Below are 24,417 nucleotides of genomic sequence, written 5' to 3' on the forward strand. Positions count from 1 at the left end.
TTTATCTAGATTTTTTTATTATAATTAGCTTTTTAATATAATTATAAGGATAAATAGTGCTTCTTACAAAAGCTAGTGAGTATGCTTTACTTTCTTTAATTTATATTTCTCGTCAAAACAAGTCACAAGATGTAGATCATATGTCTAGTGAGCTTAACATTCCTAAAAGTTTTTTAGCTAAAATTTTACAAACCTTAGCTAAAGACGGACTTTTGATTTCTTTTAAAGGCGCTAAAGGAGGTTTTACTCTTGCAAAAAGCCCAAAAGAATATACTCTTAAAGAAATTATAAATAGTGTAGAAAAAAAGGAAATAAGTGTATTTGATTGCAGTGGCGGGATCTGTCCTAATAATAAAGAAGAAAATTGTTTTTTAATGCCTGTGCTTGTAAAACTTCAAAATAAAGTTGATGATTTTTTAGAATCTATTACTTTAGCAAGTATTATAGAAGATAATGGCAAAAAATAAAATTATTGATCTTGTTTTTCCTTTTTTAGGACCCTTAATTGGTCCTGTTATTAAGGCTAAAAGTCTTACTATTGTTGGATTTATAGTTTGTATTTTAGCAATTATTATAGTTCCTCTACCAGGACCTATACTTGATTTTTTTTTAGCTTTAAGTATTGCTTTATCTGTATTGATTATTTTAATTTCAATTTATATTCCAAAACCTACGGATTTAACAACATTTCCAACTCTTATTCTTATTATTACCCTTTTTAGACTTTCTTTAAATATCGCAACAACGCGTATGATTTTAAGCGAAGGTCAAAATGGCCCAGAAGCCGTAAGCGAAATTATAGCTGCTTTTGGAGAATTTGTTGTTGGTGGAAACTATGTCATAGGCGTAATAGTCTTTTGTATCTTGGTTTTAATTAATTTTATGGTTGTAACCAAAGGAAGTACAAGAGTTTCAGAAGTTCAAGCAAGGTTTACTCTTGATGCTATGCCAGGAAAACAAATGGCTATTGATGCTGATTTAAATGCTGGGTTAATTGATGAGCAAACCGCTAGAGCAAGAAGACAAGAGGTTATTGCAGAAGCAAATTTCTATGGCGCTATGGATGGTTCTTCCAAATTTATAAAAGGTGATGCTGTAGCTGGAATTATAATTACAATTATAAATTTAATAGGTGGCTTTTTAATTGGATCTTTTCAGCATGATTTATCTTTATCGCAAGCTGCTTCAACCTATACAATTTTAACCATAGGCGATGGACTTGTCTCTCAAATTCCAGGTCTTATAACTTCAACTGCTACTGCAATCATCATCACACGAGCAAGTAAAGATGAGGATAATTTTGCAGAAGGAACACTAAATCAACTTTTAAGCGAATATCGAACTCTTTTAATCGTTGGTTTTGTGCTTTTTATCTTTGCTTTAGTTCCAGGTTTGCCTCACTTTTCTTTAGGATTTATGGCATTTGTATTTTTGGGACTTGGATATCTAACAAAGCAGGTTAAAGAAGGAAAGATTGATGTAAAAATGACCAAAAAGCCTGCAACAAATAATACAAATAATACAGGTTCAGCTCCAATAGCAGCAGCACCTAAAAAAAGCGAAGAAGAAATTATAAAAGAAGAAGAACATAAAATTAACGATATACTAAAAGTAGAAATTTTAGAACTTGAACTTGGCTATGGTCTTATAAAACTTGCCGAAAATGAACTTACAGAAAGAATTCGCTCTATGAGACGTAATATTGCCCAAACTTTAGGTTTTTTAATGCCTAAAATCAGAATAAGAGATAATTTGCAGTTAAAACCTAATGAATATAGCTTCAAACTAAAAGGAGTTCCTATAGCTAGCGCAGAAATTTATCCTGATAAATATTTGGCCATGGATAGTGGTTTTATAACAGAAGAAGTTGAGGGTATAGCCACAAAAGAACCTGCTTTTAATTCCGATGCACTCTGGATTGATGCAAATTTAAAAGATGAGGCAACTTTAAATGGATATATAGTTATTGATCCAGCTAGTGTTATTTCAACACATATGAGCGAATTAATAAAATCTCACGCTTCAGAACTTCTTACAAGACAAGAAGTTCAAAATTTACTTGAAAAACTTAAAAATGATTATCCTGCTATTGTTGAAGGCGCTTTAGCTTTAGCTCCTGTAAGTTTAATACAAAAAGTTCTTAAGGATTTATTAAGAAACCAAATTCCTATTAAAGATATGCTAACTATTTTAGAATCAATGAGTGATATTGCAGAGGTGAGTAAAAGCTTTGATATGATTATAGAGCATGTAAGAGCATCTTTAGCTAGAATGATCACAAATATGTATCTTGATGATAAAGGAAATTTAGATATTTTTATTTTAGATTCTGCTACATCTAGCATATTGATGGAAAATGTCCAATTTAGAGACGGAAGCTATCATTTACCACTAAGCGTAGCTCAAACAGGTGCTCTAGTAGACACCTTAAGATCTGAGGTTGCTGCAGTAGCCAATGGAAGAATTAAACCTTTTATACTTTGCGTTGAACCACAGCTTAGAAAATTTATAGCTGATATTTGTTTTAATTTTAATATTAATATTGTTGTTTTAAGTTTTGCAGAAATCGCAGAAAATACAAACTTTAATACCGAAGGTATTATTAAAATAGAACTCTAAGGAAAATAATGAAAATTTATCATCTCTCTCATACAGACTTAGACGGTTATGCATGTCAATATATTGTTAATTTTTATTTTAAAAATGTAAATTTTTATAATTCAAATTATGGAAAAGAAATTAATGATAATTTTAATAATATTATAAAAGATATACAAGAAAATATGGGAGAGAATGAAAAAATACTTTTGCTTATTACTGATTTAAATTTAACTCTTTCACAATGTAAAGAATTTGATGAAGTATGCAAAGAAAAAGATATTAAAATTTTATTATTAGATCATCATCAAAGCGGTTTGGAATGTATGCAAAAATATTCATGGTATTTTTTAGATAATTCAAGATGTGCTGCAAAAATTGTTTATGACTTTTTTAGTAAAATCTGTTTTAATGATGAAAAAATGAAAGATTTCATTAATATAGTAAATGCTGTGGATATCTGGCTTAATAAAGATAAAGATTTCGAACTTGGAAAAGTTTGCTTAGGTCTTATTGCAAATGCAAAAGAGATTAATCGCGTAATGTTTAAAAAAGAACATATTTCTTATATGTTTTATCTTTTAGATCGTGCAAAAACTTTTATACAAAAAGAAAGATCTCATATCTTACTTGATAATGCTTTACATTTCATCAAAAAGGATTATTTTATAAAAGATAATGATGATACTTTAGCAAATTTAATTTCTAAATTTATTGTCGAAAAATTGCAAGATCACAAAGAAGAATTTACGATTTTTTATGAAAATCATAAAGGACTTTTAACTTCAAATATAGGCAATACCTCAATAATAGGAAATGAATTTTTAATTAATAATCCAGACTACGACTTTTTTCTTGATGTTAGCTCGAAAAAAACTTTGAGTATTAGAGCAAATGGGAGTTTAGACGTAAGTTTAATGGCTAAAAAATTAGTCGGAGGAGGTGGTCATAAAAATGCTAGTGGGGGTTTATTTGCTAGTTTTAAAGATAGTACAAATTATAATTATATTAAAGCTCAATTTATAGATTTAATTAAAAGCAAAGAGATTAAAAAGGAAGAAAATGCACAAAAATAATAAAGAACAAGAAATAGAGGATTTAACTTATGAACTTAACATTGTTTTAGAAGCAATGCTTTTATATGCCGGAGTAAAAAGAAATAAACTTGATAAAGCAATTGAAATTTATATAGAAAACATTGATACAATTTTAGAACATTCAATTAATGAAGGTGTAGATGAGATTTTAGAAGTTGTCGAATATCTTAGAGCGCACCATAAAGAACTTTTTATATAATGAAATATTTATTTTTTTTAATTGTATCTTATAATTTTATTTTTGCCAATATTTTTGAAAGTTTAAAAGATTTTGCTTACGATAAAAAGATTAATCAAAATATTAGCATTAAAAAAGCAGAGATTTTAAGTTTTTATGACAATAAAAATCCTTGTATTGAACTCTTAATTACAGACAATGAGGTAAGTATTTTAAAAACATTTGACTCTTGTAAAAAATTAAACAATGCCACTTTTTTAGAATTTTTAAATAAAGACTTTCTTTCTCTTTATCAAGACAAACAACTTACACTAAAAAAAGAATTAAAAAATTTAAAAAATGCTATGCAAGATATTATGATTTATTACAAATTACATTACTCATTTTCTAAAGATATTAAGGATATGAGCAAAAATCAAAATTTAACTATTTTAAATATAGATGAAAAAGAAGGCGGAGTTTTATTATATAAAATAAACAATCAAGCTTGCATTGGTATAGAACTTCAAAAAATAAACAATAGAATGGCTATGAAAGTCTATGGAATAGAAAATTTAGATAGACAATGTAAAATCTTAATTGATTCACCTTCTTTTAAAAATCTTTCTTACTCAAAGAAAGATTTTAATTTGTATTACTTAGAATAAAAAACACTTTTAATTTTTAAAAATAAAATTTGAAAAAAATTCATTTCTTTTTTTGATAAAACATTAAAAACACATTGATCTAAATCTTTTTTTTCTTGAAAACTTAAATTTTTCACATCTTTCCTTTATAAAATACTGCTTAATGTATTGTATCTAAATAAAACTTTGCTATATATAAAATGTATTGATTTATCTTAATTTTAATTGACTTTTTTTCTTTAAAGTTCTATACTTTATCTATTCACAAAAACAAAAAAAGGAGCTTTCCATGAAAAAAACTTCTATAGTATTAGCAGTTTTATTGGTTGGAAGTTGTGCTTTTGCACTTGATAAAAATTTAGCTAAAACCAAAGCTCAAACAGGTGTTAATTTACCAGAAGCTGAGTGGAAGCTACCCGAAGCCTTAAATGAAGATGGTACAATAGATGAAAGTAAAATGCCAAAGTCGAAATATTCTGAAATGGTAATTTTAGGAAATAAAGTTCTTAACGAAACTTCAAATTACTTAGGTCCACAAGCAAAAGATAAAAATAAACGTTTTGCTGGCAATAATCTTTCTTGCTCAAGTTGCCATGCTGCTGCAGGAACTGTTCAAAATCAATCAGGATTTGTAGGAATTTGGGCAAGATTTCCACAATATAATGCAAGAGCAGATAAGGTTATTACTTTAGCTGATCGTATTAATGGTTGCTTTGAAAGATCTATGAATGGTAAAAGAATGCCTGAAAATACCCTAGAAATGAAAGCAATGTTAACTTATATGCAATGGCTATCTCAAGGCATTCCAACTGGTGCAAAAACAAAAGGACAAGGACTAAAAAAAATAGATTTTATTGACAGGGCTGCTGATCCAAAAAAAGGTAAAATTGTATATAATGAAAAATGTATAGTTTGTCATCAAGAAAATGGACTTGGAGTTAAAAACGAAGACAAAGTAGGGGCTTATTATATTTATCCGCCTTTATGGGGAAAAGATAGTTATAATACTGGAGCCGGTATGTATCGCTTAATCAAGGCAGCATCTTATATTAAAGAAAATATGCCAAAAGGAAATGCTGATTTAACCTTGGAAGAATCCTATGATGTAGCAGCTTATATAAATTCTCAAATGCGTCCTATTAAAGCAAATAGAGATAAAGATTTTCCTGATAGAAAAGTAAAACCTCTAGATATGGATGTAGGACCTTATGATGATAGCTTTTCAACTACTCAACATAGATATGGACCTTATAAAACTATGATTAAAAATTGATAAACTTTCCTATTAAGTTTTAAAAAACTTAATAGGAACTTAAATTTATTTAGCATTAAAAGCTTTTTCTACATCAAAAGGCATAGCCTGATATCCTGTATTTGTTCCGCTAAATTGAATTTGAACAGAAGGATTTTTAGATCCCCAAATAAATTCATCAATTTCTGGTTTAGGATCGCCAATGCTTATACCCTTACTTAAATCAAAAGCCATTCCAGCAGTTGCACTATATACCATTATGGAATTTTTATCTTTTTGGTATTCTACCAAAGATGTTACAGGAGAAAACCATTCGTTGCCTCTTTCTTTTCCGTATTCCCAAATTTGCTCTACTGTTTTATTTTGTTGATCAATCTTATATATAACAGCACGAGAATATTTTTGTGATGCAAAAGGTGGTTGTTCAGCTCCTCTTGCATCACCATTATCAAAAACACTTAAATATAAATAACGCTTATTTGATTTTGAGTCAATTCTCCAAGCTGTATGCTGAGTCCAAGTAAAATCAAATCCACCTTTTTCATTTTCATATCCTGGACACTTAGAATACTCATCTTCACAAACTATTTTAGCGCCATTAGAATTTATAGGTTGTAAAAGATATTGTTGAAATTTTTTACCCCATCCCTTATGAGCTCCTAATATCCATTTGATTTTTTTATCTCTACCTATTTTAACAATAGCACTTTGATGGCGACTTGAGATGATAATACTATCATCACTTGGATCATAATCTACACTATTAACATGTGCCCAGTTTCTACCTACACCTGTTCCAGCTATATCGCCAAATTGATTATTTTCATCCATTTTTGCAAGCTCTTCATCACTTAAAGTCACTCCAGCCTTATTGGCATCTATATTTAAACACACGGCTCCTTGATCAAGGGCTTTTATGATAGTACTTCTATAAGGATCTAAAATATCATATAATCTCCAATCATCTACCACATTGCCATTTTGATCAACTTCAATTACAACATCTCTAACGCTTCTTACATTTTTACCATCAGCTCTTTTGACATTTGCAGATGCTACGCGTAAAAGATAATGTCCATTTTGCATATTGTCCATAGCATGAGAAAAATCAATATAACTTGAAGGTAAGGTTCTATTAAAAATTTCTCTTCCCATAACATCATATTTTACATATCTTTGACCAAATCCCCAGGTTAAAGCCCCATCGTTATTTTGCTTAAAACCCATCATAATGCCACGATTATAAATATTATTCCAATCCATAAGTTTATCATTATCAAAATACCATCTAATTTCACCTTTGGTATCAATAATAAAAACATTGGAATTTTCATCCCACTCTAAAGCTCCTCCAGCTGGATTATTCCAAACAGCTTGAGAGCCTTTTCCAGATTGTTTTCCTGGTGCATTATTTACAAGATATAATCTATCATTAAATTTTTTATCCATTTTTATAATTTTAACATTTGCAAAAGGCGAACCTGTTTGAGAAGTATTTCCACTTGGCATTATACTTACCCCTGGAGTAGTTATCTTATAAACTTCATCAATAATTTTTTCACTTTTATTATTGGATATCTTTGTATAACTTACTTTTACACTATTTAAATAAGAGGGATAAAGACCAAAAATTGGAATTCCTCCATAAGTTTTAGCCATATTTTCGCTCACACTATAAGAAATTGTTTGACCATTTGGCTTAGGAAGTATAGTAACTTTTATATCTTTTAAAATATATCCACCATCCATTATAACAGCAGTTAAAGGAGATAAATTATAAGGATTAAGCTTTACAGCACCAATTTTTCCTTGAATTTGCCAATCCATCTTTGCCCCGCTAGGACCACCCATTGCTAATGAAATATTTGGAATAATTAAAGTTATACCTGCTAAAACCATTACACAAAAAGATTTACTTAATTTCATTTTATATCCTTATTTTCTTAAAACAATGACACAAATTTATGCATTGTTTAAAAATAAACTTATCTTACAATTCTCATTTATGCTTACCAATTCAACTGGTGTTCTTGGTTTTCCAGTGATTTTTAATGTAACAATAAATATAAAAATAATTACCGCTAAAACTCTTGCTCTTTTTTTATTTAAAACAAAAGAAATAAACATCAAAAAAAGTATCAATAAACAACATATAAAAGCTATAAGACAACAAATTGCCATATTTAAAAATTGCCATTTTGGAATCAAATACCAACCATTACTATAAAATCCATCTTCAAAATTAGGTGGATTACCAACAAAAAATTTTTGGATAAAATCAAGATTAGCATAAGCTGACTCAGGGACAACCGGAGTATCCATTCCACACTCTCCAGTGGGTAAAAACCAACTTGGAAACCACTCATGCAAAGGTAAATTAAAAGGATAAATAGGAGTTTCCCTACACCCATCAACGCCAGCAAAAGGATTTTCAGAATGAACAACTTCATGTATATGATTGAGCAATAAACAATGCTCAAACCCAAGCCAAATTCCATAAAATCCAAAAGTGTAACCAAATATTTTAGCAATATCACTTTTAGGATTGATAAGAACTATAATGGCGCCAAGAGCCATAACAAACATATCAAAACGTATATAAACACATTGTTCACAAGGTTCCATAAAAAGGTATTCTTGGAAAAGAAAATGAGCTATAAATGTAAGACCTAATGTTACAAAAAGCATTATAGCCCAAGGAATCCTAGTATCTTGCCATTTATAAATTTTCTCCAATAAATTACAGGACATAATACACTCCTATAATTTACTAAGTTCTTCTATAGCCTTGATAAGAGCTTGTGGAGATGTAATTGCTTGTGGTGTAATTTGATATTTTCCATTTACTACAAAACCTGGAGTTCCATAATTTTTAGAAATATCATTTGCATATTCATATGATTTTAAAATTTGATTTGCCTCATCAGTTTTTAAAAAATTTTCTAAATCATTTTTACTTACATTCATAGCTTTTAATCCAACTTCATAAAAAGCCTCAGGATTTTTTCCATTTCCCCATCTTTCTTTCTTTTTAAAATAAGCATTAAAATATGCATCAGAAACTTTATAAGTAAAACTGTTTTTATCTGTTTGATCTATATTTTTTTCTTTGTCTTTAAAAGACGCAAAAGCAAAAATCTCATTAGCTTGTTTACCGTAATCTCCCATAGATCTTACAGGATAAAAACTATAATTTAAATTTGGAAGTTTTTCTTTAATTTTTTCAAGGGTGTTAAATTTGTGATGATCATAACAATGAGTGCAACGATAAGAAAAAACTTCTATAACAGAATTTGGAACATTAGGAATAGGGGAGTTTAATACTATATATTCCTTTCCTTCGGTAAGGGCATTAGCATTAAATGCAACTAAAAAAACCGTAATGGTAGAGAATTTAACAATCTTGCTAAAAATCTTCATACAATCTCCTTATCCTTGTAAATTTCAGTCTTAATAAATATATTTTAAACAAAAATAAAATAATAATTTAAAAAACTGTTAATATATATTTTAAAACTATTTACTTAATATAATATTAAAAATGATTTAAGAAAATTAAAAAAATATTTTTTTGAATAAAAATGTTAAAAAATATTTTAAAAATATTACATTATTTTTTATGGATAAATAATTTTACTCCAAAAAGTAAACTTTGCATAATCCCTAAAAAATAATATTTCATGTTATTAAAATAGAGTGTTATTTTATAATTATTATAAAAGTTTGAAAATTATAGTTTTCAATACAAAATAATAATTTTATAGTATTTTTACTTTTTATCATATTAATTTACATACTTAATGTCATTTACTTTAATATATTTTTAATTATCAAAGTAAAAAGAATTTATAAATAAAAATAAAATATATAAAATCCTAAAAATTTAAACTTTTTAAACTTTGCAAATTTAAAAATACTAGCTCTTATAAAATATATATGGAAAAATTTCAAAAAGAAAAAGATATAATAAAAACAACAATTTAAAATCATATCCTTAGGAAAAATCCATGAAATACCCTTTAGATTGTGAGGAAAATTTTGAAAAATCTTTTTTATTTTGGCTTTGCAAATATGTCAAATTTAAACTTAATTCTCTTTCTAATAAGGAGCTTAAAAATCCACAAAATTTAGCAGAAGTTAATTTTGCTCTTACTAGAGGGGTAAAAAATATACAAGAACTTGATGCTCTTGTTAAAAAAGCAAGAAATGCTGGACTTAGCGGAGTAAATACGTATTTTAATCCTTTAAAAAAATTCTTTGAATATATAAGTTTTTATAAACTTTACTCCTTAAAACAAATTGATGAGGAGCTTATAGTTGAGATTCTAGCAAGTATTACAGGAACACTTTCTGATGCAAGTAAAAAAAATTATCGTATTGCTATAATTAATTTTTTTGATTTTTTAGATAAGCAAAATGAAGAAGATTCAAAATCCCATATTTTTGATATAAATCTTAAAAACTGGGCAGGTATTAAAGGACTTAGCGGGGTTAAACTTCCTGAGTTTATGAGCGAAGAAGAAATTAAAAAATTTTTAAAAGCTATTGATACAACGGATTTTAAAAACAATACTATTCGCAATAGACTTATTATTAAAATTATTATTTTTACTGGTATACGCGTAAGCGAAGCTATTAATATAAAAATGGGTGATATTAGCGAAGAAAATGATTTATATCTTATAAGAATTCGCGCCAAAGGTAATAAATATCGCATAGTTATGATCAAAAAAGAACTTATAGAAGATTTGCTTAAAAATGTAAGCATTAATTATCTAAGCAAAGACGCCCTGCTCTTTGTCAATCGCAAAGGAACAGTCCTAACTCAAGCTTATGTAAGTCGTATAGTAGAACAAATTCTATTTAAGGCTGGAATTCGCAAGCAAAAAAATGGAGCTCATATGTTAAGACATACTTTTGCTACTTTACTTTATAAAAAACAAAAAGATTTAGTATTGGTTCAAGAAGCTTTAGGACATGCAAGTTTAAATACTTCAAGAATTTACACTCATTTTGACAATGACAAATTAAAACTTGCTGCACAAGTTGCAAAGGAACTTAGTGAAAAATAAAAAAGATTTTGCTGTTTTTGGGGATTTTTTATATTATGATTTAAAATACACCTTAAAAGCTTTCAATCAAAAACAAAGTAAAAAGATATTTGCTTTTGTAGAAAAACATAAAGATAAATTTTATTTTTTAGCTTTTTTTAGGTATGAGTTTTATAAATATTTAGAGGATAAACACTATAAAAGCACCATTCCTTACTGTTTATTTTTTGCTTACAAAAAAAGAAAGATATTTAAAGCTTTAAAGATAGATGAAGAAAAATATATGCCTAGTTTTATAAAAAAACTAGATAAAAAAGAATATTATAAAAAATTTAATAAAGTAAAAGAAATTATTGCAAAAGGACAAAGCTATCAAGTAAATCTTACTCAAGAACTAAAACTTTTTAGTCATCTTGATTCTTTTGATTTGTTTAATCTTTTGCTTAAAAAGCAAAATACGAAATATAAAGCTTATATAAAAAACGATCTTTTAGAACTACTTTGTTTCTCTCCTGAGCTTTTTTTTAAAACCGACAAAAGAAAAATTATTACAAAACCTATGAAAGGAACCATACAAAGAGGAAAAGACGAACAAGAAGATAATAAAAATAAACTATTTTTAAAAAATGATATTAAAAATTTAAGCGAAAATGTTATGATAGTAGATTTATTACGCAATGATCTTTCAAAACTTATCAAAAAACATAGCATGCAAAGCAAACTTTTTAATATAGAAAGCCACCCTACCCTTCACCAAATGACCTCTCTTATCAAAGGAAAACTGAAAAAAAATATTAATATTTATAAAATTTTCAAAGCGCTTTTTCCTTGTGGATCTATCACAGGTGCCCCAAAATTAGAAACTATTAAAGTTATAAATAAACTAGAAAAAAGACAAAGAGGAATTTATTGTGGGTCTATAGGTTTAATCCATAAGGATAAAAGTATTTTTAATGTAAGCATTAGAACCTTAGAAAAGGAAAAAAAATATTTTAAATATGGAGTTGGAAGCGGACTAGTTTGGGACTCTAATAAAGAAGAAGAATTTAAAGAACTTGAACTAAAAACCAAATTCTTAAACACCTATAATTTTTATCTTTTTGAAACTATGCTTTATAAAAATGGTAAAATTTTATTTTTACAAGAACACATAAAAAGACTATTAAAATCAGCACAAATTCTAAATTTTAACACTCAAAAACTAAAAAAAGATTTCCAGCAAACCTTAAATCAAGATCTAAATTTAAATATTTTTAAAAAATTAAAACTTTTGGAACTTGATAATAAAATTTTCAATGAAGATCATGTCTTTTTTCAATCTTTTACTCTTAATAATTTTCATCAAAATGAAGGAATTTTAAAACTTATTTTATATAAAGATGGGCGTTATAAACTAGATATAAAAAAATTAGATTATTCTTTAAATAATAAGCTTATTTTAAGTAAAGAAAAAATATTTTCTAAAAATGATACACTCTTTTTTAAAAGCTCTTTAAGAAAATTATACAATGAAAAATCTACCCTATGGAAAGAAAAAAAGTGTTATGATATAGCTTTTTTTAATGAGAATAATGAACTTTGCGAGGGTAGTAGAACTAACATACTAATAAAAAAAGATCAAATTTTTTACACCCCTACTCTAAAAAGCGGACTTCTTAATGGAATTTATAGAAAAATTTTACTTGATTTAAAAATAATAAAAGAAAAAAAACTCTTTAAAGAAGATTTAATAAATGCTGATGAAATTTATTGCATTAACTCTGTAAGAGGTTTAAAAAGAGTGGTATTATGAAGCGTATTTTAATTATTGATAATTATGATTCTTTCACTTATACTATAGTTTTTTACTTAAAAGAATTAGGCTTTAAATGCAAAGTAATTAAAAACGATGAATTTAAAAAAGTTAAAAAGCTTGATAAATTTCATTTTTCACACTTAATTATATCTCCTGGTCCAAACTCTCCCAAAGAATCAAAACTAAGTCTAAAAGCTATCAAATATTTTAAAAAAAAGAAAAAAATTCTAGGGATATGTTTAGGACATCAATGTATTGCAGAAGCCTTTGGAGGAACAATTGCTAAATTAAAAAATCCACAACATGGCAAAACCACTCTATTAAACCATAATCAAAAAGATTTATTTAAAGGTATTAAAAATGATTTTGAAATTTGTCTTTATCATTCTTTGTATGTTAAAAAGCTTTCTAAAGAATTAACTATCATAGCTAAAAGCAAAGAAGATATCATCATGGGAATAAAACATAAGCTTTATCCTATTTATGGCATTCAATTTCATCCTGAGGCTATATTAAGTAAAAAAGGTAAAAAAATTCTTAAGAATTTTATAAATCTTTAATGAAACTCCTTATAGACTTCAGAATTAATTTTTAAGGCAGGGAAATGAAAATATTATTTTCTCCAAGCGAAAGCAAGAATGAAAATTGTACTGATAAACCTTTTGATAAAGATTCTTTTATTTTTAAAGAATTATTTGATTATAGAATGCAAGCTTTAAATTCTTTTTTTGATTATATTAAAAATACTTCTATAGAAGATCTAAAAGAATTTTTTGGCATAAAAGATGAAAAAGAGATTAAAAAATTTATACAAAATTTATACAATCAACCCACAAAAAAAGCCGTAGAACTCTATAATGGTGTCTCATATGAGTATCTTGATTTTAATACTTTAGATAAAAAAGCTAAAGATTATATTTATAAAAATACTTTAATCTTTTCAAATCTTTTTGGTGTAGTAAGAGCTGATAATCTTTTGCCTTTTTATAAATTTAAACAAGGTGCTAAATTGCCTAGCTTATCTTTGGAAAAATTTTATAAACAGCATTTTTCAAAAGCTTTAGATGAATTTTTACAAGATGAAACAATTATTGATTTAAGGGCTGGATATTATGATAAATTTTATATTCCAAACAAACAATTTACCACTTATAAATTCATAAAAAATGGTAAAATTGTAAGTCATTTTGCAAAAGCTTATAGAGGAATGTTGTTGAGAATTTTAGCTCAAAATGATATACAAGATAATAATACGCTTTTATCTAAACTTCCTTTAAATTTAAAACTAAAAGAAATTAAATACATTAATCTAAAAGAAGAAATTCTATTAGAAATTATTGATTAAACAAGGAGAAAGAATGGGATTTTTATTAATTTTAATAGTGCTTATATTTTTATTTATACTTTTTATAATTATAAATCGCTATGAACGTAAAATTAAAATTTTCACAAAAAATATACAAAGTATTAAAGAAAAAATAAAAGAACTTGAAATAAAAATTGAAAATAATAGCTCACTAATAGAAAAAAATCGCTCAAACATAGAAGATATAAATAAAATCAATCAATCATCATAGCAATCAATTCCAAAGGATGTTTAAAAATAGTTTCAATTTTTTCTTTTTCTAAGGAATTTGAAATTTGCATTCTACAAGCAGAACATTCAGCGCTTACAAAATGAGCTTTTGTTTCCTTAATATCAAGAGCTTTTTTGCTTGCTATTTTTAGGCTTTCATTATATAGGTTAATTTGAGTATTTATCCCACCAAAACCGCAACATGAATCACTTTCATGCATTTCCTTTAAAATAAAATTATTTTTTAAAAGCTCTCTTGGCTCTTTAAAAATACCTTGAGTTTTTTTAGAATGACAAGGATCGTGATAAGTAACGATAAAATTTGTTTTCTTTTGTTTGTTTAATAACTCTTTTAAAGAAGTGTTGTGATAAAAATACTCCGTTGCAAGATAAATTTTAGAAGAAATTTTTTTTGCTCTTTTTGCCCACTCTTCTTGGTTGACAGAATTAAAAAAATATTCATAGTCTTTTCGAATCATCGAAGAACAAGTTGCTTCAGATATAATGATAGCATCTAAATTTTCAAATTTTTTTTCAAAATACTCTATATTTTTTTTCGCAAGTTTTTCTACGCTTTTAAAATCTCCGCTAAAAAAGTGTGCTACAGCGCAACAATTTTGTTCTTTTAATAAATCTATATTAATTTTTAATTTTTTAGCTATTTTAAGAACGGCTTTAGCGCTTTCATCATAAAAGTAATTTTGCAAACATCCTACAAAAAAACCTATGGTTTTTTCTCCTTGATTATCAATAAAATTTGTATTAGAATTTAAAAAACTTTTTTTGCCAAAAGAAGGGATTAGGCGATCCTTTTTAATAAAGGGTGTATTAATTTTAGACTTCATTCCTAAATTTTTATCCTGTATTTTAAAAATACAAGGTTCAAAAATATAACCTAATTTTGCAACAAAATCCAAAACTTTTCTATTTCTTAAAAAAAATAAAATTATTTTTTTATATAAGGATAATGATTTATGGAAATTTTTATGACGAAAATCCATTATGGCTTTATCAACCTTTAAATCAAAGGGGCAAATTTCAGTACAATTTGCGCATAAAAAACAAGAATCAAAAACATTTTTTAAATCATCATTATAAAGAATTTCCCCTTTATTATAGGCAGATAAAAGCTCCAAAAAACCTCTAGGATTGTGGAGCTCATCTTTTTTTATTTTATAAATTGGGCAAGTTGGAATACATTTACCACATTTAACACAAGCATTAGAAATTTCATTAAACATCATTATAAAGTTTTTGAAAAAACCTTTTTATCTTCATCTATTTTTTTCAAATAAGCATCAAAACACATTGCAATATTTCTTATAAGCAAAACGCCTGTTTCATTTATTTTAATCATTTTAGCATCCATTTGAATAAAATCCCTATATTCATCTAAATTTGCTAAATCTTCTTTAAAATATTTAAAAAAATCAATATTAAATTCTTTTTCAATCATTTCTATATCTAGATAAAAATTCGCCATTAAACTCATAATAACAGCTTTTCTTATTTTATCATCTTCGTTTAAAATAATACCTTTTTCAAAAGGCAATTTTTTATTATCAATAGCTTTTTGATAATTTAACATATCTTTATAATTTTGAGCATAATAATTCTCGCCTTCTCCTATACTCGTTAAACCAACACCAATCAAATTAGCACCTTTTTTAGTCGTATAACCTTGAAAATTTCTATGTAAAGTATTATTTTGCAAAGCTTTAAAAAGTTCATCATCACTTTTTGCAAAGTGATCCATTCCTATCATTTTATAGCCATTTTGGGTTAAAAATTTTTCACAATACTCTAAAATAGAAAGCTTGATATCAGGAGTTGGCAAAGTCGCTTCATCAAATTTTCTCATATTTTTCTTAAGCCAAGGAACATGGGCGTAATTAAAAATAGCTAAACGATCAGGGTTTAGCATAATGACTTTTTCCAAGGTTTTAGAAAAACTATTTAAGTCCTGATAAGGCAAACCATAAATAAGATCAACATTTACAGATTTAATCCCTCTTTTTCTTATCATATTAATAGCATTTTGCGTCAATTCGAAGGGTTGAATTCTATGAATTTCTTTTTGAACTCTTTCATCAAAATCTTGCACGCCAAAACTGATACGATTGAAATGATTTTGCGCCAAAATATCAGCTTGCTCCTCATTTAAAAATCTAGGATCAATCTCGCAACTAAGTTCTGCATTTTCATCAAAATTACTAAAAATACTTTTAATCTTTAAAATTAAATTCTCTAGTTGTTTGGCACTAAAAAAAGTAGGAGTTCCACCTCCAAAATGCATTTGAACAACTTTACGCTTAGTATCTATTATATCTTTTAATAATTCAAGTTCTTTAAAAAGATATATTAAATATTCTTCTTTGCTCTCTTCTTTTGCGGTATAAATTACATTACATCCACAAAAATAACAAGCACTTCTACAAAATGGTAAATGAAAGTATAAAGAGATATCTTGTTTTTGCTCCTTTAAAAATCGAATATATTCTTCATATTTAAAATTTGTACCAAATTCAACCGCAGTAGGATAAGAAGTATACCTAGGTCCAGCTTTAGAATATTTTGTAAAAGCTTTATAATCTCTCATTTTCTAACTCTTTCCATCATAGCTTCCATATCAACAAAAAGATTTGGATGATCTTTTTTTATATCAGCTATAAGTTTTTCTAGATCTATATTAATTTCTGTCAAACCTCCATTTTTTGCTCTTTTTTTAATTTCATCCATAGCAACTGTCCAAGCATCATTAAAATCAATTGGAATTTGCTGATAAATAGCTTTTTCAAGTTTTAATTCAAAATTTTCTTTTTGTGTTTGTTTTAAACTTTCTAAAATATTTTTTAAACTTTTTAAAGATATAAGAGTATGGATTTCATCGTTTTCATCTACCATAAACCAAGGCTCTGGATTCTCAAAGCTTCCATTTTTTAAAATTAAAATTTTTTCATTATTATCAGTTTCTTTAAGCTCTAAAATAGTTTGTTCTTCTTTTTTTAAGCCTAAATTTTGAGAAAACTCATCAATACGTTTTAAACAAATAGCATGTTTATTTGATTTCATTTAATTTCCTTTATCTTGTAGAAGTTTAGCTAATTCTTTTGCATGATAAGTAATAATAAGTTTTGCTCCAGCTCTTTTAAATGCAATCATGGTTTCTAAAACAATTTTATCATAATCAATCACTCCGGCTTTTTTACCTGCTTGTAATAAGGCATATTCGCCACTAACATTATAAACACAAATAGGCAGTTTTGAACTTAAGCTTAATTCTTTAACAATATCAAGATAAGCCAAAGCTGGTTTTATCATTAAAATATCTGCGCCCTGCTTTTCATCTTCTAAACTCTCTAACAAAGCTTCTTTAGCATTAGCATAATCCATTTGATAAGTTTTTCTATCTCCATAGCTTGGAGCTGATTGCGCAACATCTCTAAAAGGACCATAATAGCTAGAAGCAAATTTAGTAGAATATGCCATAATAGGTAAATTTTCAAAACCATTTTCATCTAAAGCTTTTCTTAAAGCATAAATAATACCATCCATCATACCACTTGGTGCTATCATATCTACCCCTGCTCTTGCATGCACTAAAGCTTGTTTAACCGAAATCTCTAATGTAGCATCATTATCTACACTTTTTGTTTTTATATCAATAATACCACAATGACCATGATCTGTATATTCGCAAAAGCAAAGATCGCTTATGACAATCAAATTAGGAAATTCTTTTTTAATAGCTCTAATACTTGTAGCAATTAATCCATTATCATCTAAAGCATCACTACCACAGCTATCTTTTTTGCTACTCTCTAAAACTCCAAAAAGTATAATAGCCTTAATGCCTAATTTTTCAATTTCTCCACACTCTTTTAAAATTTCATCTAAACTCATCTGAAAAACTCCTGGCATTGAAGGAATTTCTTTTTTTATACCTTTAGAATTTACAACAAAAAGCGGATAAATTAAATCATTAACACTTAAAAAATTTTCTCTCATCATCGATCTTATGTTTTCATTCACTCTTAATCTTCTAAATCTTTTAAACATAATTTTTCCTTTTTTTGATACAATATTAGCATAAAATTTATTACAGAAAGTATTATAAATGGATATAAAAATTTCAGAAATTGCAAACTTACCAACAAAATGGGGTTTATTTAAAATTCAAAGTTTCAAAGAAGATGACAAAGAGCATCTTTGCATTTTTAAAGATACTCCTAAAGATATTTTAAATTTAAGAATTCACTCAGAATGCTTAACAGGAGATGCTTTAGGAAGTTTAAAATGTGATTGTGGAGAACAGCTTGAATTCTCACTTAAATATATACAAGAATCAGGTGGAATGGTTATGTATCTAAGACAAGAAGGAAGAGGTATTGGACTTTTTAATAAAGTAAATGCTTATGCTTTACAAGATAAAGGGTTTAACACTATAGAAGCTAATCATCAATTAGGCTTTAAAGCAGATGAAAGAACCTATGACATTGTCAAATTTATTTTAAATTTTTATAAAATTTCAAAAGTAAATCTAATAACCAACAATCCACAAAAACTTGAATGCATTAAAGACAGTATAGTCGCAAGAGTTCCTATACTGATAGAAACCAATCGTTTTAATGAAGAGTATATTCATATTAAACAAACTCAAATGGGTCATCTTAAATAAATGAATTTATATTTAGAAAATTTAGATTTTTTAAAAGAATATGATATCAAAAACTTTGAAAACAGAATTCAAATTTATAAAGATCTCCTAAACAGATACAATCGTATTCACAATTTAACCCAATTTAAGACTATTGATGAAAATATTATCGATAGTCTTAAAATACTAGATTTTAAAGACTTAAATTTTGCTAAAAATATTATAGATATTGGAAGTGGAGCTGGATTTCCTGCCATTTTTTTAGCTTTTATTTTAAAATCTCAATTTTATCTTTTTGAACCAAGTGCCAAAAAAGCTGCTTTTTTAAGAAATGTTAAAATAGAATGCAAATTGGACAATGTTTTTATCATAAAAGAAAAAATACAAGATTATAAATCACAATTAATAGCAGATATTATAACCTCAAGGGCTCTTTGTGATATTTCTTCTTTGTTAGAACTTTGTAAAAATTTCTACAATAAACACACTCTTTTTTTACTTTATAAAGGAAGTAAAGCTTATGAGGAATGTAAAAATCTAAAAGAATATGAAATTATAGAAAGAGATTTTAGAAAATATTGCCTTTTTAAAGGAATTTCACCACAAAATTCCTTTAAAAGCTAAAGTTAAAAAATATCCTACTACAATCAAAGAAAAAGCTAAAATTAATGCTAAGGCAAATACCTTAAAACCACTTTTTAAAAATTTTTTAAAATCTATTTGAAGTCCTAAAGCAGCCATAGCATAAACAATGCAAAGAGTACATAATAACTTTCCAGTATTAATAATAAAATTTGTATCAATTCCTAAAAAATGCTCTTGTTTTGATAAAAAAGTATTTACAGCAATCATAATTAAAAAAGCAAAAGCAAAATAAGGGATAGTGATTGTTTTTGAAGTTTTCTTAGAATTTTCATGTCTAGTTTTTGTAAAAAAATATGTTACAATCAGCAAAAATGGAACAAGTAAAATAACTCTCATCATTTTAATAATAATAGCTAAATTTGCTGCACTTTGATTAAAATTCGACATATCCTTTGCCATTTCAGCAGCACCAACGACATTAGCAACTTCGTGCAAAGTAGCTCCCATATAAACACCCATAGCATTTTGATCAAAATAAGGAATCAAATCAAATGAAAACATTATAGGATATAAAAACATAAATATAAGGCCAAAAATTACAACTGTTCCAACAGCTAAAATTCCTTTAAAAGGATCAGATTTCAAAGAAGACTCAAGAGCCAAAACAGCAGCCGCACCACAAATTGAACTTCCAGCACCCACAAGCATAGAAGTTTCTTTATCAAGTTTAAAAATTTTTATCCCTATTAAAACAGAAAGTAAAAAAATAATTATAATAATTAAAAGAGAAAGTAAAAATCCCCATAAACCTACGCTTAAAAGTTCTGTTAAAGTTATATTAAAGCCATATAAAACAATACCAAGTCTTAATAATTTTTTAGCACTAAAATGCACACCTGATTGAAAAGTGTGTTGGTATTTAAAAAACCAAGGGGAGAGCAAAACCCCAATAATAATAGCAAAAGCAGTAGCAGCAAGATGTGTAGAATCTTTAATGCTTTGCAAATTAGAAAGATACATTGAACAACCGACTATACAAGAAACAAAAAATAGACCTTTAAAATTTGATCTTATTATTATTAAACTTTTTGTTAAAATATTAACTTTCATCAATATATTCCTTAATTAAATTTTTGACTATTATATTTTTTTTGTAATAATTGTAAAAATATATTATTTTAATATTTATAATAATTTTATTTAATCTTTAAAATTTTTATAAATATTTAATGGAGTTCTCAATGAAAATTAAAGATATGGAAATTTTTTTAGATCTTTTGAATACACAAAGTCCCACTTTGACTGCTAGTAATTTTTCTACTTCTCAGCCTAATGTTTCTATTATTGTTAAAAATTTAGAAGAAACTTTATCAACAACGCTTTTTGAACGCTTAGGAAAAAAATTACTTCCCACATCCAAAGCCTTACTTATAGGAAAAATATGGTTAAAACTCATTGAGGACTATTATAAAAGTTTAGAAATAGTCAATGATGATACAACTTTATTGGGTGAAATTAATATCGCATCAACTCAAAGTATATCAGAATATTTTATTAATGAAATATTGTTTAAATTTAAAGATAATTTTCCTAAAGTTAATTTACATCATCAAACCCAAAATACACAAAAGAGCCTTCATCTTTTAAAAAATGGTTTAATAGAAATGGCTATTATAGAAACAACTATAACACAAAGCTACATAGATCATGAATCTTTTGTAAAAAAAGAATGGTATGAAGATGAATTAATTATTGTAAGTGCTGATAAAAAATTAAGTAATAAAGAATTTTACATTGATGAGTTATTAAATAAAAAATGGATTTTCAGAGAAAAAGGTTCTGGTTTAAGAGATGCCTTTTTAAAAAAAATTGGGCATATATCTAAAAATTTTCCAATTTTTCTAGAACTTGATAGAACAAATGCCATTAAAGAGCTTATCCTAAAAGAAGACGCTATTTCATTTTTTTCTAAAAAAGCTATTGAAAGAGAGTTGCAAAATAACATACTTTATCCAATAAAAATAAAAAATATTGATTTAAAAAGAAAATTTTATGCAGTGAAAAGAAAAGATTATCATTTTAACAGGGCTTTAGATAAATTTGAAAATTTTTTATTTGAATATAAAAATTTATAGGCTTGGTTATGAAAATATAATATAATTATTTTACTATAAATTAATATCTAAGGTATAAAAGTGTTATTTTTTGGTCATAAACTTATAAAAACTAAATTTTTTTTTCATGTGAAAGAAACATATTTTCAAAATAATGCTATAAATTATTTTTTTTATAACGAAATTTTAATCGAAAAGGCTAAGAAAAATAATTATGAATTTGCAATTCTTGCTCAAAAAAAAGATGATTTTTTTCTTTCAAATGCACTTGGGGCAAAATACATTATTTGCAAAGATGAAAAATTAGCCAAATTTGGAGCTAAAGCAGCTGAATTTTATCTTTTTGACTCCAAAATTTTATTATTGGTTGATAGTTTTAAAAATCTTGATCAGGTATTTAAACTTAAAGTAGATGGTGTTATTTTAAAAACTTTAATAAATTTTTATTCCAAGGAAGATAATGACTTATTTAGAAATTGAAGGTGTTAATTATTTATCAGGTAATATAGAAATTAGTGGAGCTAAAAATGCTGCTTTACCTTTAATTGTCTCAAGTATTTTAGCAAAAAATGAAGTTAAAATATCTAATGTTCCTAATGTTGCTGATATTAAAACTTTATTTAACCTTCTTCAAAATTTAGGTGCTTATTGTGAATTTAAAAATAATAACGCCATTATCAATACCAAAACCCTTAAAAAAACTATAGCAAAATATGATATTGTAAGAAAGATGAGAGCTTCGATTCTTGCCTTAGGGCCATTGCTTGCTAGATTTGGAAATTGCGAAGTTTCTTTGCCAGGAGGATGTGCTATAGGACAAAGACCTATAGATTTGCATCTTTTAGCACTTGAAAAAATGGGAGCAAATATACAAATAAAACAAGGTTATGTTGTAGCAAGTGGCAATCTTAAAGGAAGTGAAATTATTTTTGATAAAATTACCGTTACAGGAAGTGAAAATATCATCATGGCAGCAGCACTTGCTAAAGGCAAAACAAGACTCATTAATGTTGCCAAAGAACCAGAAGTTATACAGCTTTGTGAAGTTTTAAAAGATAGTGGATTGGAGATTAATGGTATAGGAACTGATGAGATAGAAATTATAGGCACAGATAGAGAACTTTTAGAATTTAAAGATATACAAGTGATTCCAGACAGAATAGAAGCTGGAACTTATCTTTGTGCTGGAGCTATTGTAAATTCTCAAATTTCAATTTCTAAAAGCAATCCATCGCATCTAAGTTCTGTATTATCAAAACTTGATCAAATGGGTTTTAAAACTTTAATTGAAAAAGATGTTATAACCCTACTTCCAGCAAAACAAATTTATCCTATTGAAATTCTAACAAGCGAATATCCAGGTTTTCCAACAGATATGCAAGCACAATTTATGACTTTGGCTTTAAAAGCTAATGGGACAAGCATTATTGATGAGAGATTATTTGAAAATCGATTTATGCATGTTAGCGAACTTTTAAGAATGGGGGCTGATATAAAGCTAAATGGTCATATTGCTACTGTTGTTGGAGGAAAAGAACTTAATGCTGCTGATGTAATGGCAACTGATTTAAGAGCATCGTCTGCATTGATCTTAGCAGCACTTGCAGCAAAAGGAACAAGCAGAGTGCATAGAATTTATCATCTTGATAGAGGTTATGAGAACCTAGAAGAAAAATTTAAATCACTGGGTGCAAAAATTACAAGGCTAGAAGAATGAAAAATATTTTTCAAACTTTAGAAATTTTAGAAAAAAATATTAAAAGCATAAATGAATTTGAAATAGTATCTTTAGAAAATGCTAAAGATCGTTTTTTATTTGAAGATATTAAATCAAAAAAAAATCTTCCCTCTTTTGATAATGCAGCACTTGATGGATATGCTTTTAGATTTGAAGATAGGTTTAATGCACTAGATATAAAAGGCACGATTTTAGCAGGTGATAGAAATGATAAATTTATAAAAGAAAATGAATGTTATAAGATTATGACAGGGGCTAAAATTCCTAATAATGCTGATACTATCATTATGTTAGAAGATGCTCTTGTTGAAAATAACAAACTTATCATAAACAAAGATATTAAAAAATATAACGCTTATCGTTTTAAGGCAGAAGAGCTTAAAGAAGGTGAGATTATTTTAAAAAAAGGGGAAAAACTAAATAGTGCTAAAATTACCCTACTCGCTTCTCAAGGAATTTACAAAATCAAAGTTTTTAGAAAAATTAAAATAGGAATTTTTTCAAGCGGAAATGAACTTAAAGAACCTTGGCAAGAATGCGATAAAGATGCAATTTATAATGCAAATGCTCTTGGTGTTTTTTCACTTCTTTCATCCCCTAGTTCTGAGATTTCTTACCTTGGAATTATTAAGGATAATTTTTTAGATACAAAAGAAGCTTTAGAATTTAATGATTTTGATCTTTTATTAACAAGCGGTGGAGCAAGTATCGGAGAAGCTGATTTTATGGAAAAAACTTTAAAAGAGTTAAATTTTAATCCCATTTTTGAAGGGATAAAAGCAAGACCTGCTAAACCTAGTAAGCTTTATTGCAAAAATAAAAATTATATTTTAATCCTTCCTGGAAATCCTATGGCAGCTTATCTGTCTTGCTTTATTTTTGCTTTAAAAATAATACATCTTTTTTGCTCCAATTTTCAAAGTCATTTAAGCATCGAAGCTAAAATGGGAAAAGATTTAAAACTTAAATCCGGCAGAAATAATCTAATATTAGGAAATTTAGAAAAAAATTTATTCTATCCTATAGATCAAAATTTCGGATCAGGAATGATTACGCCACTTATAAAAAACAATTTTTTATTTATAAGTCATGAAGATCAAGAGTGCATTAAACAAAATGAAAAAGTTAAAATAATACTACTTTAATTTTT

General features: G+C 26.8%; 25 protein-coding genes and 1 pseudogene. 17 read left to right on the top strand and 9 right to left on the bottom strand.

Features of this window, described 5'->3' with window-relative positions:
* Nucleotides 1-56 precede the first annotated feature (56 nt).
* The 5 genes from DU473_RS00410 to DU473_RS00430 are packed head-to-tail and all read left to right on the top strand — an operon-like array spanning nt 57 to nt 4,520.
* The gene (locus tag DU473_RS00410) at nt 57-467 is read left to right on the top strand and encodes an Rrf2 family transcriptional regulator (protein ID WP_131163324.1); all 411 of its coding nucleotides are present in this window, start codon (nt 57-59) and stop codon (nt 465-467) included.
* Nucleotides 454-2,619: a flagellar biosynthesis protein FlhA gene (gene flhA / locus DU473_RS00415; protein WP_131163325.1), complete on the top strand. Its 2,166-nt coding sequence runs from the start codon at nt 454-456 to the stop codon at nt 2,617-2,619. Before DU473_RS00410 ends, flhA begins: the two co-directional genes overlap by 14 nt.
* 8 nt (nt 2,620-2,627) lie before the next feature.
* Nucleotides 2,628-3,674, top strand: a complete 1,047-nt coding sequence (locus DU473_RS00420; protein ID WP_131163326.1) for a DHH family phosphoesterase — start codon at nt 2,628-2,630, stop codon at nt 3,672-3,674.
* Nucleotides 3,661-3,894: a hypothetical protein gene (locus DU473_RS00425; RefSeq protein WP_131163327.1), complete on the top strand. Its 234-nt coding sequence runs from the start codon at nt 3,661-3,663 to the stop codon at nt 3,892-3,894. Before DU473_RS00420 ends, DU473_RS00425 begins: the two co-directional genes overlap by 14 nt.
* Complete coding sequence (locus DU473_RS00430; protein WP_131163328.1) at nt 3,894-4,520, top strand: hypothetical protein; 627 nt, start codon at nt 3,894-3,896, stop codon at nt 4,518-4,520. Before DU473_RS00425 ends, DU473_RS00430 begins: the two co-directional genes overlap by 1 nt.
* Here the strand turns inward: DU473_RS00430 and DU473_RS08365 are convergent.
* The gene (locus DU473_RS08365; protein ID WP_262867651.1) at nt 4,508-4,636 is read right to left on the bottom strand and encodes a hypothetical protein; all 129 of its coding nucleotides are present in this window, start codon (nt 4,634-4,636) and stop codon (nt 4,508-4,510) included. The two genes, DU473_RS00430 and DU473_RS08365, sit on opposite strands and share 13 nt — an antisense overlap.
* Before the next feature lie 152 nt (nt 4,637-4,788).
* Between DU473_RS08365 and DU473_RS00435 the strand changes: the two genes are divergently transcribed.
* On the top strand, nt 4,789-5,772 hold the full coding sequence (locus DU473_RS00435; protein WP_131163329.1) for a c-type cytochrome: 984 nt from the start codon (nt 4,789-4,791) through the stop codon (nt 5,770-5,772).
* 45 nt (nt 5,773-5,817) lie between these two features.
* Here DU473_RS00435 and DU473_RS00440 read toward each other — a convergent pair whose 3' ends face one another.
* Genes DU473_RS00440 through DU473_RS00450 form a run of 3 tightly spaced genes read right to left on the bottom strand, consistent with a single transcriptional unit; the run spans nt 5,818 to nt 9,171 of the window.
* The gene (locus DU473_RS00440; RefSeq protein WP_131163330.1) at nt 5,818-7,677 is read right to left on the bottom strand and encodes an aryl-sulfate sulfotransferase; all 1,860 of its coding nucleotides are present in this window, start codon (nt 7,675-7,677) and stop codon (nt 5,818-5,820) included.
* Between the two features lie 36 nt (nt 7,678-7,713).
* Nucleotides 7,714-8,502: a protein-disulfide oxidoreductase DsbI gene (gene dsbI, locus DU473_RS00445; RefSeq protein ID WP_131163331.1), complete on the bottom strand. Its 789-nt coding sequence runs from the start codon at nt 8,500-8,502 to the stop codon at nt 7,714-7,716.
* Between the two features lie 9 nt (nt 8,503-8,511).
* Nucleotides 8,512-9,171: a thiol:disulfide interchange protein DsbA/DsbL gene (locus tag DU473_RS00450; protein ID WP_131163332.1), complete on the bottom strand. Its 660-nt coding sequence runs from the start codon at nt 9,169-9,171 to the stop codon at nt 8,512-8,514.
* A gap of 587 nt (nt 9,172-9,758) precedes the next feature.
* On the opposite strand from DU473_RS00450, the gene DU473_RS00455 reads away from it, so the two are divergent.
* From DU473_RS00455 to DU473_RS00475, 5 genes are read left to right on the top strand one after another with little or no spacing between them, the layout of a single operon-like run.
* Nucleotides 9,759-10,823 (top strand): tyrosine-type recombinase/integrase, encoded by a 1,065-nt coding sequence (locus DU473_RS00455; RefSeq protein WP_131163333.1) that lies wholly within the window; start codon nt 9,759-9,761, stop codon nt 10,821-10,823.
* Nucleotides 10,813-12,594 carry a chorismate-binding protein gene (locus tag DU473_RS00460; RefSeq protein ID WP_131163334.1) on the top strand — a complete coding sequence of 594 codons (1,782 nt, stop codon included), beginning with the start codon at nt 10,813-10,815 and terminating at the stop codon, nt 12,592-12,594. Before DU473_RS00455 ends, DU473_RS00460 begins: the two co-directional genes overlap by 11 nt.
* Nucleotides 12,591-13,157 carry an anthranilate synthase component II gene (locus tag DU473_RS00465; protein WP_131163335.1) on the top strand — a complete coding sequence of 189 codons (567 nt, stop codon included), beginning with the start codon at nt 12,591-12,593 and terminating at the stop codon, nt 13,155-13,157. Before DU473_RS00460 ends, DU473_RS00465 begins: the two co-directional genes overlap by 4 nt.
* A gap of 44 nt (nt 13,158-13,201) precedes the next feature.
* A complete protein-coding gene (locus DU473_RS00470; RefSeq protein WP_131163336.1) occupies nt 13,202-13,942 on the top strand; it encodes a YaaA family protein in 741 nt (246 codons plus the stop codon).
* A gap of 13 nt (nt 13,943-13,955) precedes the next feature.
* Nucleotides 13,956-14,174 carry a hypothetical protein gene (locus DU473_RS00475; RefSeq protein ID WP_131163337.1) on the top strand — a complete coding sequence of 73 codons (219 nt, stop codon included), beginning with the start codon at nt 13,956-13,958 and terminating at the stop codon, nt 14,172-14,174.
* On the opposite strand, the gene DU473_RS00480 is transcribed toward DU473_RS00475, so the two are convergent.
* The 4 genes and pseudogenes from DU473_RS00480 to hemB all read right to left on the bottom strand — a co-directional run bounded on the left by DU473_RS00480 (nt 14,158) and on the right by hemB (nt 18,232).
* Nucleotides 14,158-15,417: a (Fe-S)-binding protein gene (locus DU473_RS00480; protein WP_131163338.1), complete on the bottom strand. Its 1,260-nt coding sequence runs from the start codon at nt 15,415-15,417 to the stop codon at nt 14,158-14,160. The genes DU473_RS00475 and DU473_RS00480 overlap by 17 nt on opposite strands.
* Nucleotides 15,417-16,772: an oxygen-independent coproporphyrinogen III oxidase gene (gene hemN, locus DU473_RS00485; protein WP_131163339.1), complete on the bottom strand. Its 1,356-nt coding sequence runs from the start codon at nt 16,770-16,772 to the stop codon at nt 15,417-15,419. Before hemN ends, DU473_RS00480 begins: the two co-directional genes overlap by 1 nt.
* A pseudogene (locus DU473_RS00490) lies at nt 16,759-17,245 on the bottom strand (DUF2603 domain-containing protein). Before DU473_RS00490 ends, hemN begins: the two are co-directional and overlap by 14 nt.
* The gene (gene hemB / locus DU473_RS00495) at nt 17,246-18,232 is read right to left on the bottom strand and encodes a porphobilinogen synthase (RefSeq protein WP_131163341.1); all 987 of its coding nucleotides are present in this window, start codon (nt 18,230-18,232) and stop codon (nt 17,246-17,248) included.
* A gap of 58 nt (nt 18,233-18,290) precedes the next feature.
* Here hemB and ribA point away from each other — a divergent pair, with 58 nt between their 5' ends.
* Nucleotides 18,291-18,851 carry a GTP cyclohydrolase II gene (ribA, locus tag DU473_RS00500; protein ID WP_131186351.1) on the top strand — a complete coding sequence of 187 codons (561 nt, stop codon included), beginning with the start codon at nt 18,291-18,293 and terminating at the stop codon, nt 18,849-18,851.
* Nucleotides 18,852-19,454, top strand: a complete 603-nt coding sequence (rsmG, locus tag DU473_RS00505; RefSeq protein WP_131186352.1) for a 16S rRNA (guanine(527)-N(7))-methyltransferase RsmG — start codon at nt 18,852-18,854, stop codon at nt 19,452-19,454. It abuts the gene before it with no gap.
* On the opposite strand, the gene DU473_RS00510 is transcribed toward rsmG, so the two are convergent.
* The gene (locus DU473_RS00510) at nt 19,428-20,525 is read right to left on the bottom strand and encodes a YeiH family protein (protein ID WP_131186353.1); all 1,098 of its coding nucleotides are present in this window, start codon (nt 20,523-20,525) and stop codon (nt 19,428-19,430) included. The two genes, rsmG and DU473_RS00510, sit on opposite strands and share 27 nt — an antisense overlap.
* 131 nt (nt 20,526-20,656) lie before the next feature.
* On the opposite strand from DU473_RS00510, the gene DU473_RS00515 reads away from it, so the two are divergent.
* Genes DU473_RS00515 through DU473_RS00530 form a run of 4 tightly spaced genes read left to right on the top strand, consistent with a single transcriptional unit; the run spans nt 20,657 to nt 24,412 of the window.
* Nucleotides 20,657-21,550 (top strand): LysR family transcriptional regulator, encoded by an 894-nt coding sequence (locus DU473_RS00515; RefSeq protein ID WP_131163345.1) that lies wholly within the window; start codon nt 20,657-20,659, stop codon nt 21,548-21,550.
* A gap of 60 nt (nt 21,551-21,610) precedes the next feature.
* Nucleotides 21,611-22,009 carry a hypothetical protein gene (locus tag DU473_RS00520; protein WP_131163346.1) on the top strand — a complete coding sequence of 133 codons (399 nt, stop codon included), beginning with the start codon at nt 21,611-21,613 and terminating at the stop codon, nt 22,007-22,009.
* Nucleotides 21,990-23,246 (top strand): UDP-N-acetylglucosamine 1-carboxyvinyltransferase, encoded by a 1,257-nt coding sequence (gene murA / locus DU473_RS00525; RefSeq protein ID WP_131166106.1) that lies wholly within the window; start codon nt 21,990-21,992, stop codon nt 23,244-23,246. The genes DU473_RS00520 and murA overlap by 20 nt, the downstream gene beginning before the upstream one ends.
* Complete coding sequence (locus tag DU473_RS00530) at nt 23,243-24,412, top strand: molybdopterin molybdotransferase MoeA (protein WP_131186354.1); 1,170 nt, start codon at nt 23,243-23,245, stop codon at nt 24,410-24,412. Before murA ends, DU473_RS00530 begins: the two co-directional genes overlap by 4 nt.
* Nucleotides 24,413-24,417: the final 5 nt, after the last annotated feature.

It is taken from the genome of Campylobacter novaezeelandiae (assembly GCF_004323845.1).
GTDB classification, from domain to species: Bacteria; Campylobacterota; Campylobacteria; order Campylobacterales; family Campylobacteraceae; genus Campylobacter_D; species Campylobacter_D novaezeelandiae.